Below are 15,372 nucleotides of genomic sequence, written 5' to 3'. Positions count from 1 at the left end.
TACCTTACTAACTTACATGCTATGTCAACAATCGTAACGGATATTAATCAACTGGATCTGAATGGTACTTATACCTATGCAGATTATTTGTTATGGCAAATCGAGGAACGCCTGGAATTAATTAAGGGCAAGATTTTTAAAATGTCGCCGGCTCCTTCTTTGCGACATCAAAAAATATCAGGAAGATTGCATTTAGAAATGGGCCATTTTTTCAAAAATCATTACTGTCAGATTTTTTATGCTCCGTTTGATGTAAGACTACCAAAAAAAGATTCATTAGCAAGTGATGGTAAGATTTTCACGGTTGTTCAACCGGATCTTTGTGTGATTTGTGATGAAAATAAATTGGATGAAAAAGGTTGTTTAGGCGCACCTGATCTCGTCATTGAAATACTTTCTCCTGGTAATTCCAAGAAAGAAATGAATGAAAAATTCGATTTGTACGAAGAAACCGGCGTAAGAGAATACTGGCTCGTTGAGCCTTCTGAAAATGCAGTTTATATTTATGTTTTGAATGAGGATGGAAAGTATATTGGGTTGAAACCTGTTACTGCTACACTTAAATCAAGCATTTTCCCTGATTTGGTGATTAATATAGAAGAGATTTTTCAACAATAAATCATTTAATTTCTCAAGGCTTTAAACGCAGAGTGCTTGGAGTTTTTCGCTGAGTGCGGGGAGTTTTATTTGATATAATATTTTGGAGAGGTGTTTGGTTTGACCAGGCACCTTTGCTGTTATTGAGGTTTATATTAAAATTAAGTAGCTTTACCTTACTAACTTACATACTATGTCAACGATCGTAACGGATATTAATCAGCTGGATCCGGATGGAACTTATACCTATGCAGATTATTTGCTATGGCGGATTGAGGAACGCCTGGAATTAATTAAGGGCAAGATTTTTAAAATGTCGCCAGCTCCTTCATTAATGCACCAAAGGATTTCGACCCAATTGCAGGGGACGCTATTCAATTATCTAAAAAGTAGTTCATGCGATCTTTTTAGCGCTCCTTTTGATGTAAGATTGTATAATGAAAAAAAATCCAAATTAGCATTCAAAGAAATTTTTACTGTTGTTCAGCCAGACCTTTGCGTAGTTTGTGATGAAAATAAGCTGGATGAGAAAGGTTGTCTTGGTGCTCCGGATCTAATAATTGAAATACTTTCTCCCGGCAATTCTATGAAAGAAAAAAATGAAAAATTTAATCTATATGAAGAATCCGGCGTAAGAGAATATTGGTTAGTTGAACCTCTGGTGAATACAATTTACATGTATGTTTTAAACGAAAGCGGAAGGTATGTCGGTTTAAAACCCGCTACAACTATACTCACATCCAGTATTTTTCCCGATTTGGAAATTAATTTAGAAGAGATTTTTCAACAATAAATTTAAATAAGACAAAAAAACAGCCCCGACAAATTTTATCCGGGCTGTTCTGTTTATAAACACATTTGTAATTTTATACAATCTCCGGCACCGTATAAGGCGCTCTGTATTTTCTTGTCAAATAAGTATTAGCATCATTATCACCAACAAATTTTTCTGTTTTTGGATCGAACGTTAATGCTCTGCCAGTTCGGTAAGCAATGTTTCCTAAATGTGCTAATCCTGATGCCAAATGTGCTGTTTCAACCGGCGCATTGACCATTTTAGGATCTTTGGCAATAACAGCTTCAATAAAGTTTTTATAATGATCTCCGCCTTCTTTACGCGTCGGTCCAGGCTTTTTCTCTTTGCCAAGGAAAGTTTCGTAATAATCATATCCCTTTACTACCAGGTAACCTTCACTTCCGTAAAAGATATTTCCAATACCAACTCCGCCTTCTTCATTTGTTATCCACGGACGAACTTCAAATTCGATGATTTTCTTTTCCTTTGGATAAATATAAGATGACGACAATAATTCCGGCGTTTCTTTTGCATCATTCCAAAGGAATTTTCCTCCTGATGAAGTTATTTTTTCCGGGAAACTATCAACACCAAGTCCCCACATACACATATCGGTTTCATGAATTCCCTGGTTTCCAATATCTCCGTTTCCGTAATTCCAATGCCAGTGCCAATCGTAATGCACATAGTTTTTTGAGAACGGTTTCATTTCTGCGGGACCTGTCCACAAATCGTAATTTAAACCTTCCGGTACCGCAGAAACACCTTTATCTCCAATATCCGGTCTCCATTTATAAACCAGTCCGCGTGCCATATAAACATTCCCGATCAAGCCATCCCGCATATGTTTTACAGCTTCCTGTAAAGCAACAGAACTCCTAAGCTGCACGCCATGCTGCACAACTCGTTTGTATTTATGTGCTGCTTCAACCAGTTTCCGGCCCTCATGAAGATTGTGCGATCCTGGCTTTTCAACATAAACGTCTTTGCCTGCCTGACAAGCCCAAATTGCCGCTAAAGAATGCCAGTGATTTGGTGTGGCTATACTTACAGCGTCAATTGATTTGTCCTCGTAAACCTTCCGTAGGTCGTTTTCCGTTTTCAGCTTTTTGCCATTATATTTTTCAGCATATTGTTTTGCCCGGGTTTGCAAAACGTTATTATCCGGATCACAAATTGTTACCAGTTCCACATTGGGAAGATTAGAAAAACCCTTGATATGGTCCTGCCCTCTCCCGTTCACGCCAATTACGGCTACGCGAACACGGTCATTAGCGCCAAAAGCACTGGCAGGAATGATAGAAGGAATGGAAAGTGCCACGGCTGCTCCTGTGGTGCTTTTAATAAATTCCCTTCGGGAAACTTCGTTTTCTTTATTCATGAGATGGAGATTTAGGAATTTTATTCTTTGGAAAAATAAATTGCATTTTCGTTTATTATCCTGACAAGTAACTAATTAGACGCACTTATAAGACTTTAACCCCGAACAGTTACTTATAAAAAATACAATTATTTTAAATTATAATACCAAATAAAAATCAAAACGTACTATTCATTTCAAATGAATTTATACAACAATCTGCCTAAGTAGCTAGGGAGAAAATCAGAAGAATTTCACCGCATTTAGCATTTCGGCAAATAGGAAGACAAAAGGAAATAGACTTTGAAGTGAAAAGCGGGAATTATTTTTTATCCGGATGAAAAACTCCGTCATAATAAGTGCCCATATAAGCACCCCAGCGTATTGGTTTAGTGATGTTTATACCTGTTCTGATCAAACTGACCTGCATTCCATCAAAGGAATAGGTCCGGTGTTTGTTGTTGCTGCTGCAAAAAACAATATCCAGCATATTGTCATTATCAATATCGCCTATCCATGGAGTTGAGGAGAGATTTTGTCCGGGAAGACCATTTAAAAGTTCTACTACCTCATTGGTTTTAAACCCGACAACGGCAAGCGTATTCAGGAATTCTTTTCTCCCAAATTGATCCTGCGCTTCATAATTAACACTCATGATAATTTCTTCCTGATCATCAGCATCAATATCAACCGCTACCGGGGTACTTGTTTGATATTTTCCAATAGAATCCTTAAAAGCAACTTCTCCGCTTTTTCCATTGATCATATATTGTTCCGTTGTTTCCAGCGCCGGCCATTTTCCTTTGGCAACAGAAACAAAAAAATCCGGAATTTTATCCGGTGTAAAATCACCGACTGCAATGGAGGTATAAGCTTCTGAATTTGGAATTTTCACACTCCAGAGAGGTGCGAGTGTTTTACCATCAAAGGCCAGAACGCGGCCGTCTACGGCATTCGCAACAATATCAGGAATATCGTCGCCGGTTATTTCTACCCAGACGGCAGGGGCAATAAATCCTTTATCCGGACTGGTTGCAATTTTAACAGCAGAGGCCAAACTCCCCGACAAAATATCTTTTAAGGATCCTACAAAAAGATTCCCTCCAATCGTTTCTCCACCTGTTCCAAAAATCACTCTGTAATCATCATTGGCAAAATGTTTTGAAACGGAAACCGACATGTAAGTTTCCTTTCCGTCGGGCATCATAGCTTCGGCAATGAGCTTTCCGGTTGCCGAACTTAGGACAACTAATTTTCCTGGGGGACGTTTCGGGTCATATGGTTTAACGGTAACATCTCCACCATTTGAAATCAGGAGATCTTCCATGCCGTCACCATCCTGATCAGGAATAAGCTGTGGATTATAGAAATTGTACCACTTTTTACTTTTCTGTGAAGGCGTCTTTTTATCAAATTCCCAGATAATCGCACCGGTATTTCCATTAATTGCCTGCAACTCTCCTACCCGGCCACCGATGATTACATCCTCCACACCATCTTTATTCAGATCTTTCAAAAGTGCAGAACCAAAAATCTGGTCCCTGGCGGGATTTTTCCAAAGCAACTCACCGGTTTTACCGTCCAGTGCGATAATGGCAGAGTCACAGGCCATAAATTCCAGCCGGCCTACACCCAGTACAATATCTTTTACACCATCACGATTAAGATCAGTAACCCTTGGAGAAGAAAAAGTGGAAACTTTCGGGAGTGTTTTTGACCACAAAATCTGAGAAATTCCTGTCATTGGAGACAAAGCCGCCATTACAAAAAACAGCAATCTGTTAAGCAGAATACTTTGTCTGAATGACATGGAACAAATCAATAATTAATTTCTGATACTACAAATTGCCCACCACCTGATGAATAGATTTTACAGTACTTGTATTACTTTCTTCGTTTGGTAATCCAAAAAGTGATTTTTCCTTGATGATATTAGCCACATTTTCAGGCACAAGTTTTTCCCATCCAGGCTCTCCTCTTTTAATTTTTTCAAGCACGCTATCTGTGGTGATATGCATATGTTCCTTATTAAAATTCCGTATATCTTCAATTTTATTATTGATGATAAGGTATTGAAACAAAGGACGTAAGTGCTCATCCACAACAAAATTCTCGCAGCTGTAAACCGAACCATCCGGTTGTAATGTGGGATAGATAAACAGCTTTACTTTACGACTGAACAGTGTAGCAAAAGATTCAAGAATTCCGCCAGGAAGGAATTCGTAATGTTTTTCTTCAAAAATATCCTGCAAACTCGGACTACCTAAAAGTAAACCCGCTTTCAGTTTTGACAATCTTGAAAGATATGCCACAAGACGGAAATATTCGTGGTGATTGGAAATCATAACCATATGCCCGAGCGAGCATAAAATATCCACACGGTCAAGAAAATCCTTCTCGTCAATATCTTTGTCTGAACCTTTCAGGTTATGCAAAGTCAGCTCGGAAACCAGGACAACCTTGGATTCGTCCACGTCCGGTTCAGCCAAAAATTGCTTTTGACCATTACTGATCAGGTCAATATGCACATTGGTGATCGGACGCAAACGTCCGCGCATCATCAGAATATGTTTTTTGTATAAGGCTTCCGAAGGCTGTAAAACACCACCATCAGAGCCGAAAAGTGCTGCATCTGTAAAACCATTTTTCACCAGACGAAGGCTCATCAAACGGTTGTCAACTTTAACAAAATCCGGTCCGCTGAAACGAACCATATCAATTTCGATACGATCCGGAGTCAGATCGTCCATTAAGGACAACAATAATGTTTCCGGTGATTTATGATAAAAGAAACAGCCATACATCAGGTTCACACCGATAATCCCCAAAGCTTGTTGCTGAAGAAGATTTTCGTCGTCACGCATACGCACGTGAATCACGACGTAATTGGATGGTCCAAGTGGTGTTAATTGAAACTGAAGGCCTATCCAGCCATGGGATTCATTTGTTTTTTGAAAATTTAAAGCAACAACGGTATTGGCAAATGCAAAAAACTGACTTTCCGCACCGCGTTTTTCCTGAAGACGTTTTTCAACAAGATTGTATTCTCTGTTTAACATTTTCATCAGCCTCGACTCCACGACGTAACGCCCGCCTTCCTCTGTTCCGTAAATCGCGTCACTGAAAGTCATGTCATAAGCCGACATGGTTTTGGCCACCGTACCCGATGCACCACCTGATTTAAAAAAGAATGCTGCTGTCTCCTGCCCTGCGCCGATTTCAGCAAATGAGCCATAAATCCGACGGTCGAGATTGATTCTTAACGCCTTTTGTTTAGTACCAAGATTCTTTTCGTACATATCAATTCTGGGTTAGATGAAGAGCTTTACACGTAAATATAAGAAAAATCCCATTCCGAATAGTTAATAAGAATAACAGATTCTATATTAGAACCGAAAAATTCTATAAATTATTATTATTAACAGAATGAATTAAATCTATTTTATTTCTATGACTTCTGACGCAGTTTATTTGTTCACTTATGGAACTTTGATGCACGGATTTTCAAATCCTTTTGCAGAGCGTCTGCACACTTTATCAACATTTACAGGCAAAGGATCATTCCCCGGAACGCTATATAAAATTGACTGGTATCCGGGTGCCGTTTATGAAGCTGAAAATCAATATAGAATTTATGGTGAGGTATATAAAATAACAGTTCCGGAAATTTTATTCCCGGAACTGGATGAATATGAAGATGTTTTTGAAGATGTCAAAAAAAGCCTTTACCTGCGCAAAATCATTCCGGTTTTAATGGATGACGGCTCGGTACTAAATTGCTATACCTATCTTTATAATCAGGATGTTAGGAACCTTGAAATAATCAGAAGCGGAGATTTCAGACAAATTAATTTGTAACCTTACCTCCAACTTTTTCCCCGATAATTCTTAATCCGTCCAACGTTAATTTCCTGTCAATTTCAATAAATTCGTCACGAAGTGTATCAATGATTGAAGACAAACCTCCCGTAGCAACGGCTATACAATCTCCTCCCATTTCGGCTCTGATTCTGTGAATTAACGATTTTACCAATCCTTCATAACCAAGCAAAATACCAGCCTGAATTGACTGTACCGTATTTTTTCCGATAGCGGATTCAGGCAATTTTAATGGTACTTCCGGAAGTTGGGCGGTATTGGCAAATAATGCTTTTACGGCCGTTACCAATCCTGGTAAAATAGCTACGCCCAGAATTTCTCCATCTTTGGAAACCGTAGTAAAAGTTAACGCTGTACCAAAATCCACCACAACGCAATTTTGTTTGTAGCGGGTAATTACTGCCACTGCATTGGCAATCAAATCTGCACCGAGCTCATGTGGATGATCAATCGCGATGGTCAGTCCCGGAAAAGTATTTGGGCCAACAACAATTGTATCATCCCCGAAAAGCGACCTGAGCATTTTTTGAATAATGGGTGTGAGCGCAGGGACTACGCTACTCAAAACCACCGTCTTAACCTCATTAAAGGAAATTCCTGCTTCCAGAAAATGCAGCATTAACTTCGACGCATAGTGCGATTCACTTTCCTGGGCCAATGATCGTTCCCGCCAGACATGTTCCCACATGCCGGTTTTGTAAAGCCCAAAAACAGTATCCGTATTACCAACATCGACAGCTAGCAGCATAATCAGGTTTTTATATTAAGAGAACAAATAAAAGCATAATCGAAATAAAACTGCAATCGCCGGCGTTTTTAAGCACAGTTTCTTTTTTGTTTAAACCTACTTTTAATACTTTTACGAATAGCCCACTCCGTGTCTTCCGGTTACTTTTGTAATTAGTAAAATTCACTCCGATTTAGTAAAAAACATGTCCTATTTGAATAACTGCCGGTTTTTAACCCTCAATACATTTCTTCTTTTTACCACATTAACGCTTAAAGCACAAAAAATTCCTGAATGGAAAGATCCGGAAGTGATCAGCGTCAATACTGAAAAAAACCGTGCTGATTTCGTGCCTTATGCTGATGAAAAAAGTGCGCTTAAATTTGATAAAAAATCAGCTTTTGTAAAATCGTTAAACAGGACCTGGAAGTTTAAATGGGTTTCGCATCCATCCAAAGCACCTTCCAATTTTTTCCAGCCTAATATTTCTACTTCTGGTTGGGATGATCTTATTGTTCCCTCCAATTGGCAGGTTATTGGCGCGAGAGAAGGCCGTGCTTATGATAAACCAATTTTCACCAACATCAAACATCCGTTTAAAGCGAATCCTCCGGGCGTCGATGCGGATACCAATGCCACCGGACTTTACAGAACTACTTTTAATGTAACAGACGCAGATAAAGGAAAAACTTTTTTTCTTCAATTCGGAGGCGTTCAATCGGCTTGTTATGTTTGGCTAAATGGAGAAGCCATTGGGTATCACGAGGACGGGATGACGCCTTTTGAATTCAATGTAACGGAAGATGTAAAAACGGGGATTAATCATTTGGCTGTCGAAGTTATCAACTGGTCGGATGGAAGTTATCTGGAAGATCAGGATTTCTGGCGTTTGTCGGGGATTTTTCGGGATGTAAATTTGATCACGGTTCCGGATGTGCATGTGAATGATTTTTCCGTTCGCACGGATCTTGATGCTAACTATCAGAACGCTACTTTAAAGATCAGCACATTCATCAAGAATTTTTCCAAGCAGGCCGCTGCCGGAAATCAGTTGGTTTATACTTTATATGATGACAATAAATCTGCCGTCATTTCTCCTGTCAGCCGGCCGATTCCTACCATTGAACCATCTGGAGAATTGCCCATCCGCATTGATCTGCCGGTAACCAATCCTGATAAATGGAGCGCCGAATCCCCCAATCTTTATACACTGACGATTCAGATTTTAAACTCAAATGGAAAAACAATTGAAGCCATAAGTCAGCGTGTTGGTTTCCGTGAGATTAAAATTTCGGGCGGACAATTGATGGTTAATGGAAAACCGATCATGATCAAAGGTGTTAACCGTCATGAATTTGATCCTGAAACGGGTCGCGTCATGAACCGCGAATCCATGATCAGGGATATCGTTTTGATGAAACAACATAACATTAATGCGGTCCGAACTTCGCATTATCCGAACGTGCCGGAATGGTATGATCTGTGTGACGAATACGGTTTGTACGTGATGGATGAAGCGAATATTGAAAGTCACGAATTATGGGGCAAAAACATTATTCTGGCCGATAAATCACAGTGGAAAGCTGCATTCCTGGCGCGGGGAACTGCGATGCTTGAAAGAGATAAAAACCACCCTTCGATTATAATCTGGTCGCTCGGAAATGAATCCGGGATGGGCGCAAATTTTACAGCGATGGCAGATTATATCCATTTATCTGACCCGACACGTCCCGTTCATTATGAAGGAAGAAGCAATTACAGACCGACAACGCTAAGCAATTTTGATATTATTTCGGTGATGTATCCTTCGGTCAATGATATGATTGAACTGGTAAAAAAAGATAAAAACCGGCCGTTAATCATCTGTGAGTATGCGCATGGAATGGGAAACAGCATTGGAAATTTTAAAGATTACTGGGATGTCATTGAAAAATACCCAACCATGCAAGGCGGTTTTATCTGGGATTGGGTTGATCAGGGATTAAGTCTGAAAACAGCTGACGGAAAACCTTACTGGGATTATTTCAACTATATCGACGGTGCCAATGCAGGCGACGGACTCGTAAATCCCGACCGTGTTCCTCAGCCTGAAATCAATGAAGTCAAAAAAGTTTATCAGAATATAAAATTTGAAATTCCTGATACAATTCGTACGGGACAACATCAAATTACTATTAAAAACACCTACGATTTTATTTCTTTAAGTGGATTTGAGCTGGTCTGGTCGGTGCAGGAAAATGGAAAATCAATCGGTGAAGGTACTATTTCAAATCTGACTGCACTTTCAAAACAATCACAGCAGCTTACGATTCCATATCAGATTCCTTCTAACCCAAAACCGGGTTATGAATATTTTCTGAATCTTAGCATTCGAACAAAAAAAACGAATTTATGGGCTTCTGCCGGACATGAAGTGGCCTGGTACCAGGTTCCTCTTGAAGTTTCGGCGGATGAAATGAAGGACGTTGCTTATACGCGCAGTCCGGCATTACGTTTGTCGCTTACACGCGGAAAAGGCATTACGATCAGCGGCCAGAATTTCTCGGTAAGTTTTAACAAGAAAACCGCGCGCATGTCTTCTTTTATGTACAAAAAAGAAGAATTGCTTGAATCCGGCCCATTTGCAAATTTCTGGCGTGTACCAACGGATAATGACGAAGGCGGAGGAAAACAAAGTTTTGCAACCAGCTGGCGAAATGCTAACCTGGATTCTTTGCGATTAACCGGTTCTGATTTGCGTGTGGAAAAATTGAATCCGCATGTGTATAAAGTGACGATGATGAAAAGTTTGCGGAGCAAAGCCGGCGCGATGATTGTCAGCTCCATTTATACCGTTTATGCATCGGGAGATATTGAAGTAAAAAATACTTTCACACCAAGCGGAGAATGGCCTTCACTTGCAAAAGTGGGCATGCAAATGCAAATGCCGTCGACTTTTGACAAATTCGAATGGTATGGAAATGGCCCGTATGAAACCTATGCTGACCGGAAAACAAGCGGCAGAATCGGGTTATATTCCGGAACGGTAGCTGAGCAGCATTTTCCTTACATCAGTCCACAGGAAAATGGAAATAAAACGGACGTTCGCTGGGCCAGTGTTACCAACGAAGACGGACTGGGTTTATTAGCAATCAGTGATTCTGTGTTCAATGTCAATGTTCACGATTATACCGACAAAGAATTGTTGGCAGCCAAGGAAAGAGCTTCTGATTTTTCAAGAGGAAATATAACTGTTGTTAATCTGGATCTTGCGCAAATGGGATTGGGCGGTGATGACAGCTGGTCGCCAAGAGTTCATGACAAATACAGATTGCCTGCCAAACCTTACTCCTATTCTTTCCGGTTAAAAGGTATTGACAAGTCTACTAATCTTGAACAGATTGTTCATACAAAATTACCCGCTATCGCGCCTAAACCCGTTCAAGTCGCTGCCCCAAGTGCAGCAGATGATACGGAAGAAGTTGCAGGTGATGACGCCGAAGAAGAGGAAGTTGTAAAACCGACAACGAGAAGATATTCTTCTAAATATTCTAAAAAAAGAGTTTCACATAAAAAGAAACCGACTCGTAAGAAGAAGTCGGTTTCTAGAAAAAAATCAAGTTCGAAAAAGAAATCATCTTCCAAAAAGAGAAGAAGAAGATAGGTTTCTCAGGATCGGAATATGGACTTTCTTACTTTTTATAAGGAGAAAGAACATATTCCGATTTTACTTTTATAGACTGTGCGATTTTGACAAAAACGATTGACGGCACTTCAATTTTATGATCAGTCAGCGGTACTTCAAAGTCGGAAATGATTGTAACTTTTGATCCTTCAATCTTCAATTTCCCTTTAATTGTTCTCGTTTTTGCTACGCCGTGAACGGTAAAACTTCCGGTTGCCGAAGCATCATAGGATCCATCTTTTGTGAAGTCAATCGTCTGATCCAGCTTTCCGCTGAATGTCCCTGTCGGGAATTTCGCAGACTCCATATAATTCTCATTAAAGTGTTCCTGCATCAATTTATTTGGAAAAACAAAGTCGCGCATTGTCATACGGATAGCAATTTCGCTGGTTGCAGTATTAAGCAAAACCTGCGTTTTTTTATTTTCTGCAAAGATGTTTTCCATTGGCGTTACCGATGAAAAACTGGTATTTCCAGTTGCCGTTGCAAACATTCCGCCCTGGGCAAAAGTCTTGCCGGTTATTCCCAAAATCGTCATCAAAAAGATCACGCTCAGGACTATATGTCGTTTCATAAAATCTCGTATTTAGTGATTAACCTTTCCTTTTACTTTTCTTGTCAAAACTGAAAGTTCTGGAAATATTAAAGCCGTAGTGCACATCTCCTTTACCCCAGCTTCCGGTGGTTTCTCCAATAAATTGTTTTTCAATCATACCCAGCGAATTGGTAAAATGAAGCTGAAAAACGTGACCGCCCGTATCAATATCAACACCCAAAGCCATGGAATCATGGTAAGGCAGCGCGCCATTATTCCTTGCTGTCCAGAAATATTCAGCATTTACAGAAACCCGTCTGCTGATTTTCAACCGACCTCCCAAACCAAGAGAGAAAAGTCCCCGCTCCTCTCCCGTTAGCTCAGGCAGGTTTCGATATAGATAGGTTGGCGTAATTTGTAAAGAAAGTTTTTCACTGAATTTCCGGGCGATCAATGCCTGATAAACATAGGTTAATTTATTCTGGAAACTGCGTTTCAATTCCTCATCCGTAAGCGGACGCAACGTTCTGATTGCGCTGCTTGCAAAAAGTGTCACTGAAACGGGAACAACTCTTGCTCCGGAAGTTTGTTTTAATAAACGGTATTTGGCAAAAAAATCGAATGCTTTTTGTTCGGTACTTCTTCCGACACCGATCATCAGATCGTCGCTAAGTCCATATTCAAATCCCAATCTTAACGTAGCCTGATCCAATCCGTACAATTGATAAGAACCGGAGTTCAGGCGGCCAAAACGGTGAGATATCCGAAAATCCATATGGTTTTTCTTCACTGTTTCCATAGAGTGGCCATTTATGATTCTGGTGGATTTAAAGGTAGCTTCCACAGGAACGGTTGTATTGCTATCCAGTTTGTTCAATTCCCCAAGTAAATCGTTTTGCGCACAGAGCGTTGTTACAGGAAAAAGTAAGATGATTGCGAGGCGGAGTGCTTTCATGATTTTCGGGATTATGCGGTTACTGTTAATGAATTGCCATCTGTTGAAAGAACAGCCTTATACGCTTTCAGAGCGGCCACTGCCGGGCCTTTGTCTACGGCGCCGGTCAGTTTAAATTCTGATCCGTGATTGGCACAGTAGATATCATTTTCCGAACTTCTGTACTGAACCGTTGTTCCTTCATGCGTACAAACTTTTGAAAGTGCGACATAGGTATTTGTTGTAGAAAGTGCCACAATCAGATCACCGATGATCAGGTAAGATCCGGAGGTTTTTAATTTAGAATAAGCAGTATTCGTAAGATCAATAGTGAAATTGATAGCGCCAGCCGAAGTGGTTGCATTTCCGGTAAAGGCTGCGCCTGTTGTTGGATCTGTCGGGGTTGTGGGTGTTGTAGGCGTTGTTGCAGTTAATGGATCCATGTCTCCGGTGCTGCAAGATGTCATGGTGCCCATGCAGTAAAAGGCCATTAACGTTGAGGTTCCAAGGCTCAGACTTCTGAGGAATTCCCCTCGTTTCATCGTCTCTTTCTGAGTAGTGTTCATGTGATATAAGTAGGTTGGTGAAAATTCAGACATAGTTTTCCCGTTTCCTGATTTTCAGGAATTGGAAAATGATCTTGACCGATCGGGTTACTTTTTAAAGATAGGGGTATAACGAATTGAAAACCAGACGCCTGTGGTAAACAAGTCTACTTTTCCAAAGCCAACTTTCTTGACCGGAATCCGCACATAGGGTTCTGCTAAAAGCGACAATTTCTTTGAAAAACGATATTCATATCCTGCCGAAGCATTGATGTGACTAAGCCAATACCAACCGGTTGAACCGTCCCAGTCAGGCCATTTTACTCCGGTTGCACCCGGCTTATAGTTATAGATATATTTTTCGTTTTGCATATAATAAGATGAAACTCCCGCGCCCACGAACCACCTCGAACGTGCTCCATTCGTTATATCATAACGAAGATTCAGCGGAATTTCAATTACTTTACAAGTTGCATCAGTACTGTAAGGTCTAACGGTTTGATCATCCCAGCTGCTCGGCCAAACGTATTCTCCACCTTCCGCCTTATACACTTTTGAACTTCTCGCCACACCACTTTGAATGTATAATTTCGACCAAAGCGCATATTCAACAAGCAAAGAAACGGCTGTTCCCGGTTTGGTAAGATTCTTTAATCCCACACTGCTGATATCCGGTGAATAACTAAAACGAACTGCAAATTTTGGTGTCGGTTCTTTCTCGCTGACTTCTTTAACCGGTTCTGAAACTGGCGGAATTTCTGCTTCTTTAACTTCAATTTTCGGTAATGAATTTGATTTTTTCCAAACCAGTGATCTGGATTTTAATGCGTTAGCCGAAATACTGAGTCTTGTTATTTCACTATTATCAACGTCTTCACTAACTACCTTTTGCTTACTATCAACAATCGAAAAACTGTTTTTAACATTTCCTGAATTCCCATTTTCCACTGTATTCGAAATCACTGGCGGCAGCTTTTCTGGTCTGGCTTTTGCTACATCCAAATTTGCTACACCGTTTATATTCTGATTATCAGCATTTTCAGATAAAGATGCCCCGTCGCCCCTTCTCCCAATAGAATGGTTTGGTGCTAAGTACACTCCGCCTGTCTTAGACCAGCGCCGGGGCAGTGTCTTTCTGTTTTCGGATTTGGAAACCTTGTATTCGCTTTTTGTGGATAGTTTTAATGTTTTATTTTCAGAATCTTTTAATTTATCTGTCTTAGCAATTTCAGTACGCGTTGCCGTAACTTTTTCACCTTGTGAATAATCCGTTTTTGCTTTTAGTTCTTTTCCGGTAATTGACAAGTTTTTATCAGATTTTGATTCAAACGTATTATTACCATCTTTCTCCGAACTGTTTCCAGATTCAGCCAGCTTTGTATCATCAGAAACACTTCCTGCCTTTTCAGCTGGTTGCTTATTCTGATTTTCAGTTAATACCCCTGACTCAGGAAACTGATTTTCTTTCCTGACAACACTCTTTTCCGCATTTCTCTCCTCATTTGACAATAAATACGTTGTCAATCCTGCCAGCATCAAAAGTGCAAGCATACCAGCCGGCCACCATTTTTTAAACCAGCCACCGGGTGTTTTTCCGTCATTTTCGTCCAACCTGTTTTTTAACGCATTCCAATCCTGGGGATCAAAATTCGAATCAAGCTCTTCCGCAGACTTTCTGAAGAGCTTGTCCAGTTCGTCATCTGGGAACTCTTTCATAATTGTCTATATTAATCTTGGATAGCATAATTCTCAATTTCTCCCGGGCCCGCGACAAATTTGACTTTGAAGCTCCAACGGAAATATTCAATTGCTCAGCAATTTCTTCGTGTGTGTAACCGTCAATCACAGCCAAACTAAATACCAGCCTGTAAGCCGGCGTCAGTTCCTGTATCAAACCGATAATTTCTTCATGCGCCATTTTAGTAATCACTGTTTCATCTACAAATACCTGATCCGCAGCTTCCACATCATCTAAAACTTCATGACGAATTTCGTGCCGGTAATGATCCAGTGCGGTGTTGATCATTATCCTGCTCAACCAATTTTTAAAAGAACGGCTCTGGTCGAAACTATCAAGCTTGGTAAAAATCTTTAAAAATCCATCATTCAGTATCTCCTTTGCCTCTTCCCTACTACGTGTATAGCGCAAACAGATGCTCATAGCATAGCCATAAAACTGTTTATACAACAGCTCCTGACTACGGCGGTTCTTTTTCAAACAGCCGTCGAGTAGTTCATGTAGAACGGCGGAGTTATACTCGGGCATGTCTTTGTTTTTTTAGTAGTTACGAACCGAAAGACAAAACGGTTGCGTGATCTGAAATCTTTTTTTAAT

The 15,372-nt window shown here is 40.2% G+C and carries 13 protein-coding genes; 4 read left to right on the top strand and 9 right to left on the bottom strand.

Going from position 1 to position 15,372, the window contains the following annotated elements:
- The first annotated feature begins 21 nt into the window (after positions 1-21).
- Together IEE83_RS30590 and IEE83_RS30585 are read left to right on the top strand one after the other, a co-directional pair.
- Positions 22-618: a Uma2 family endonuclease gene (locus tag IEE83_RS30590; protein ID WP_194124507.1), complete on the top strand. Its 597-nt coding sequence runs from the start codon at positions 22-24 to the stop codon at positions 616-618.
- A 172-nt stretch (positions 619-790) separates the two neighbouring features.
- The gene (locus IEE83_RS30585) at positions 791-1,390 is read left to right on the top strand and encodes a Uma2 family endonuclease (protein WP_194124506.1); all 600 of its coding nucleotides are present in this window, start codon (positions 791-793) and stop codon (positions 1,388-1,390) included.
- Between the two features lie 73 nt (positions 1,391-1,463).
- Here IEE83_RS30585 and IEE83_RS30580 read toward each other — a convergent pair whose 3' ends face one another.
- The 3 genes from IEE83_RS30580 to IEE83_RS30570 all read right to left on the bottom strand — a co-directional run bounded on the left by IEE83_RS30580 (position 1,464) and on the right by IEE83_RS30570 (position 6,052).
- Entirely contained in the window at positions 1,464-2,774 is a 1,311-nt protein-coding gene (locus tag IEE83_RS30580) for a Gfo/Idh/MocA family protein (protein WP_194124505.1), read from the bottom strand.
- A 301-nt stretch (positions 2,775-3,075) separates the two neighbouring features.
- On the bottom strand, positions 3,076-4,563 hold the full coding sequence (locus tag IEE83_RS30575; protein ID WP_194124504.1) for an outer membrane protein assembly factor BamB family protein: 1,488 nt from the start codon (positions 4,561-4,563) through the stop codon (positions 3,076-3,078).
- 28 nt (positions 4,564-4,591) lie between these two features.
- Complete coding sequence (locus IEE83_RS30570; RefSeq protein WP_194124503.1) at positions 4,592-6,052, bottom strand: TonB-dependent receptor; 1,461 nt, start codon at positions 6,050-6,052, stop codon at positions 4,592-4,594.
- Between the two features lie 151 nt (positions 6,053-6,203).
- Between IEE83_RS30570 and IEE83_RS30565 the strand changes: the two genes are divergently transcribed.
- On the top strand, positions 6,204-6,611 hold the full coding sequence (locus tag IEE83_RS30565; RefSeq protein ID WP_194124502.1) for a gamma-glutamylcyclotransferase family protein: 408 nt from the start codon (positions 6,204-6,206) through the stop codon (positions 6,609-6,611).
- Here the strand turns inward: IEE83_RS30565 and IEE83_RS30560 are convergent.
- Positions 6,601-7,380, bottom strand: coding sequence for a type III pantothenate kinase (locus IEE83_RS30560; RefSeq protein WP_194124501.1), 780 nt, complete (start codon positions 7,378-7,380; stop codon positions 6,601-6,603). The two genes, IEE83_RS30565 and IEE83_RS30560, sit on opposite strands and share 11 nt — an antisense overlap.
- Positions 7,381-7,564: 184 nt before the next feature.
- Here IEE83_RS30560 and lacZ point away from each other — a divergent pair, with 184 nt between their 5' ends.
- Positions 7,565-11,002, top strand: coding sequence for a beta-galactosidase, LacZ type (gene lacZ, locus IEE83_RS30555; protein WP_194124500.1), 3,438 nt, complete (start codon positions 7,565-7,567; stop codon positions 11,000-11,002).
- A 28-nt stretch (positions 11,003-11,030) separates the two neighbouring features.
- Here lacZ and IEE83_RS30550 read toward each other — a convergent pair whose 3' ends face one another.
- From IEE83_RS30550 to IEE83_RS30530, 5 genes are all read right to left on the bottom strand, one after another.
- Entirely contained in the window at positions 11,031-11,597 is a 567-nt protein-coding gene (locus IEE83_RS30550; protein WP_194124499.1) for a YceI family protein, read from the bottom strand.
- A 19-nt stretch (positions 11,598-11,616) separates the two neighbouring features.
- On the bottom strand, positions 11,617-12,513 hold the full coding sequence (locus IEE83_RS30545; RefSeq protein ID WP_194124498.1) for a DUF5777 family beta-barrel protein: 897 nt from the start codon (positions 12,511-12,513) through the stop codon (positions 11,617-11,619).
- A gap of 11 nt (positions 12,514-12,524) precedes the next feature.
- Complete coding sequence (locus IEE83_RS30540) at positions 12,525-13,058, bottom strand: QcrA and Rieske domain-containing protein (RefSeq protein ID WP_194124497.1); 534 nt, start codon at positions 13,056-13,058, stop codon at positions 12,525-12,527.
- A gap of 87 nt (positions 13,059-13,145) precedes the next feature.
- Positions 13,146-14,753: a hypothetical protein gene (locus tag IEE83_RS30535; RefSeq protein ID WP_194124496.1), complete on the bottom strand. Its 1,608-nt coding sequence runs from the start codon at positions 14,751-14,753 to the stop codon at positions 13,146-13,148.
- The gene (locus IEE83_RS30530; RefSeq protein ID WP_194124495.1) at positions 14,734-15,303 is read right to left on the bottom strand and encodes an RNA polymerase sigma factor; all 570 of its coding nucleotides are present in this window, start codon (positions 15,301-15,303) and stop codon (positions 14,734-14,736) included. Before IEE83_RS30530 ends, IEE83_RS30535 begins: the two co-directional genes overlap by 20 nt.
- Positions 15,304-15,372 lie beyond the last annotated feature (69 nt).

Origin of the sequence: Dyadobacter subterraneus (assembly GCF_015221875.1) — a bacterium.
GTDB classification, from domain to species: Bacteria; Bacteroidota; Bacteroidia; order Cytophagales; family Spirosomataceae; genus Dyadobacter; species Dyadobacter subterraneus.
The sequence above is the reverse complement of the archived record's forward strand: the minus strand, read 5'-3'. Positions and strand labels throughout refer to the sequence as shown.